The sequence below is a fragment of the Eisenbergiella porci genome (assembly GCF_009696275.1).
In the GTDB taxonomy this organism is placed as follows: Bacteria; Bacillota; Clostridia; order Lachnospirales; family Lachnospiraceae; genus Eisenbergiella; species Eisenbergiella porci.
On the sequence record NZ_VUMI01000111.1, the window covers coordinates 1 to 4,202 of the forward strand.

Annotated in this window: 2 protein-coding genes and 1 pseudogene; 1 reads left to right on the forward strand and 2 read right to left on the reverse strand. The window is 35.5% G+C overall.

The features are described 5' to 3' along the window. A pseudogene (locus FYJ45_RS31295) lies at window positions 1–298 on the forward strand (transposase); the annotation flags it as partial. A 205-nt stretch (window positions 299–503) separates the two neighbouring features. Here FYJ45_RS31295 and FYJ45_RS28780 read toward each other — a convergent pair. Both FYJ45_RS28780 and FYJ45_RS28785 read right to left on the reverse strand, forming a co-directional pair. Further along, window positions 504–1,010 (reverse strand): hypothetical protein, encoded by a 507-nt coding sequence (locus FYJ45_RS28780; protein ID WP_154468369.1) that lies wholly within the window; start codon window positions 1,008–1,010, stop codon window positions 504–506. A 72-nt stretch (window positions 1,011–1,082) separates the two neighbouring features. Further along, on the reverse strand, window positions 1,083–4,139 hold the full coding sequence (locus FYJ45_RS28785; RefSeq protein ID WP_207708463.1) for a DEAD/DEAH box helicase: 3,057 nt from the start codon (window positions 4,137–4,139) through the stop codon (window positions 1,083–1,085). Between the last annotated feature and the right edge of the window lie 63 nt (window positions 4,140–4,202).

Consider the following 4,202-nt stretch of genomic DNA (forward strand, 5'->3'; position numbering starts at 1 on the left):
TAATTTGAACACACATAAAGCAGCTTCATTATATAAAGCATTTCCACCTGCAGAGGCAAGGCGGATTATAAAGCGCCTTGAAATCCATTACACGCCAAAGCATGGAAGCTGGCTGGATATGGCAGAAATTGAATTAAACGTTATGACCCGTCAATGTCTGTCCCGGCGTGTTGAGACAATCGACCAGCTTAAATGTGAATTGGCAGCGTGGGAAGAAGAACGCAATCATCAGGAAGCTAAAATACAATGGCATTTTCAAACTGGAAATGCCAGAGAAAAGCTGATATCGCTTTATCCTCTACAGTATAATTTTTTTCTGACAACAGTACCACAGTCTCAACATGCGGTGATAGTTTTTTCTTCTACTACATGGCAAAAAATTTCGTTCAAAATTCCCCCGACTTTCGCCAGAAAGTTCCTTTTGCCCGATTCACCCCTTTTTGCAGTATTCCACCCCTTTTCAAAATGCTTCCCCCACCTATACTCAATGGTAAAACTTCCGATTATTTTGTTTCACCATTGAGTATATCTTTAATCCATTTTGGTACTGTAGGTACTTTCTTTCCGGTGAGAAGCATTTTTACAATTTCCTCTGTATCCTCTCTTCTCCAGAACCTGTCCCTGATATAGCAGTCATGGCTGCAGAACTTCTGCGTCTTGGACGAACTTTCAAATTTCTTTCCGAAAAACATACACTCATGCTTGTAAAGCGATAAATGATTCTTCGACCACGCTCTTCTGCATTCCTCCGAATAGTAAATTCTCCTTCGTCCGGTAATCTGCTTCTCAATTGATTTGCCACAATACCTACATACACTGTCGGCACAATCTTCCTCCATCTGCTTACCTTCCTTGGCTTGCAGGCGCTTCTTAGCATAGCCGTCCAGACCGATTGCTTTGCAGTAATTCCTTACCTTGTCCCTTGAAAGTTCTAAGACAATTGCAATTTTCCGATAGCCTAATCCTACATTCCGAAGACGCACAATCATCTGCTTCTGTTCCTCTGTCATTTGACATCAACTCCTTAACAAATTTTGTAGTTCAGTAATTGCTCTAAAATGCAAATTTGTCAAGGAATACTTTTACTGACTGCAAATCATCTGTAATGTTATTCCATATGTATCCAACAGATATGCCTGTGTTCCACATAAAAGCTGATGCATGTCCTCAGTAATTGCCGATGCTGACACTCCCGGTTGAACAATAAAAATATCTAATTTTGCTGGAAGAAATCTCAATTTATTCCTTATGGTTGAGAGCTTTTTTAAATCACCTTTTTCAAACCTACTAACACCGTTCAACTTCATCCGTCTGCTTTCTCTATATTTCATTCTTTCAATAACTTCACAGATATTTTGCTTCCATAAGACAGACTTTTCTGCCTGTCCACATACTTCATATAAATCAGCAACTCTGCTACCCGGCTTTGCTCCATGAGCAAATTTACAATGGTAAAATTCAAAATGGAGCTCTTTATCCTTTTCTTTTATCGCTACAATATCTGCAATTTCTCCTGCGTTATCATCATCAAATACTACTTCATAACTTTGGTCACTAAGCAATTTATGAATTGTAAAATATTGTATAGAATCTTTCTCCTTCGTATTTCCTTGGGATTCTTTACTTATATCCACTTTATCCCATGTCCATTTAATCAATTGCTCCTCCGAAAATTTGAAATTAGTACTATTTTCCAGGGTTACATAAAGATTCCCCTGCAACGATGATTGATCAACAAACTTGATTTCTGGCGGATTTTCTTTAAAAAAGTCTACTAAACTATATGCCCTATTCCTCATACGTAATTCAAGGTATGTACCGCTAATCTTAGAAATAGACCACCCTTCATTGTTAATTATAAATTCAAATTCTGCTCTACACTCCTCATTTTGCACAAAAAATTTCAAATTCTCAGTATCTTCTACTTCTATAAGACCAATTTCCATTTCATATATCGGTATGGATGTATATGGTGTTTCCAAATATACACTTTTTTCATTGCACATATCCAAATCATTCGGCCAATCTATTCTATATGCTTTCTTTTTTGGTCTCTCTTTAATAATCACTGGCATTAAAACCCCTTTTAATATATCCACAGTATGAATATCTGGATTAATAATTTTCTCATAATTTAAATTACACCATTCTTTCCAATTATCGATAGTTTCAACCAGTCTTCCCCAAATGGTTCCTTTATATGAACATCCGATACTAGTTTTACCTTCCCCATTGTATCCCATACCAAAGATATTTGATTTATAGCAATTTCCTTTCTGAGATTCCGATATTGCCTCTGCAATATCAATACCTGTAAACATTTTATATCGTATTGGCCCATCAATGGCTGAATTTAACCCTAGGTTTGCCACCATAAGACGGTTAATCCCATGTAAACATTTGAATATATTTTCACCTGAAATTCTTTGAACTTCGGTAAATAAAATTTCAGCAAATTTATTGAAAATTGCTTTATTTGTCGAATTCAGAAAAACTACTTGCTTTTCTTTGTTCCAATATGCCATATGTAGGTTCCAGTTCAAATTACTAATTTCTCTATAATTTGCCCAATCTATCTTACTCACTTCTGGTTCAATAACAATAAATATATTCTCTTCCTCATTAATATAATACTTGCATACATCTTCATTAAACAACTGTGTCCAATTTTCCCAATTCCATTCTTTAGCATCTGTTTTATATGCTACCATACTAAGTGCTGGTCGTAATTGCTTTATATTTATAGATTCTATTCCACTTCCTTTAAATCCGTTCGCTAATTTTTGTAACGAAATTTCTTTACCAATGACTCCTTCCGACAATTCACTTAATAAACTATTCCAATCCGAATCTTGAGAATACAATTCAGCTAATGCATCTTGAATATCCTCATTAGCCAAGTTAGTAATAATTATTGCATCCCCTAATCCAGCTTTACTACGTGCAAAACGTCCGATAAACTGCAGGGTAATTGGTAAAGATTTATATCTGTCATGTATTGCTGCAATCTTAAGATTAGGTATATCTATGCCTTCTCCAAACATATCAACACACACCACTATTTGTGACTTTCCTGTCTTTAGAGCTTCCATATTAGATTTCTTTTCTGTTGCAGTCATCTCACTAATTATGAGTACAGGATTATACTGCGCAAAATAATTGGCATAAATATTCTCGTATAACTGCTTTGCTCTTTGCATAGACCTGGCTCGAACTAAAATAATATGATTGAATCCCTTTCCCAAATCTGATTTTAATTGCCGTACCGCAGCTAAAGCAATAGAGTAGTCTCCTTTTTCTTCATCATACTCAACAATAGGTTTAAAATTAATCTTTTGAAAATACCCCTGTTCCTGTGCCATAGACAATGGAAAATTATATATTATATCACCATCTAACTTTTTACCATCATTCCTAAAAGGCGTGGCTGTAAACTGCAATATTCTCTTATCTCTAAAGAAACTTTTAATCTGATTCCATCTGTTTGCCTCAATGTGATGTGCTTCATCTACGATAAGAATATCACACTTACAACTCAGTATATTCATATATTCTACATCAAATCTACTTACTAACCTTGCAGTGGATACAATGATATTTGCAGAATCTAGCATTTCTTCTAAATCATCTTTTGACTTAGGTTGCGATTTCAAACATAATACATTCGGATATTTTGCTTTCTGCTCAATCACCCCAATATCCTTCAAAATTCCCCATTTAACACAATTTTCTACCGTCTGCGTTCTCAATAGATCAGTGGGCACCAATATAAATACCCTTTTACATTGTTCTGCAACAATAGTAGTCATCATAGTTTCTGTTTTTCCTGTACCCGTTGGCATAACTACTGTAGCCGCTTCTTTGCTAACAATCCAATGTGCACGAATAGCAAACACTGCCCCCAATTGTGCTTGCCTCAAACCTTTTACATTTTTCGAACTATTTTCTGTCACATAATTTACTTTATTATCCCATGATTTTCTTATTTGCTCACAACTATATATTTTCCCTTTTTCATTCTCGTAGCACCGTAAATAATTATTTCCAAATAATTTCTTAACAATTGCCATATTACCATTGAACCAAATCGCACATGCTGTGCAATAGCCTTTCTTATCTTTTCTCTGCACCGTTGCCACGGTGCTCTTTTTCTTTTACAATAGCCTTATCCTTATGAAAGGAAAAACCCTACGGATGAGTGC

Excerpts from the sequence above, each read along its gene's own strand:
- FYJ45_RS28780 (WP_154468369.1), bottom strand. The coding sequence starts at position 1,010 with ATGACAGAGGAACAGAAGCAGATGATTGTGCGTCTTCGGAATGTAGGA.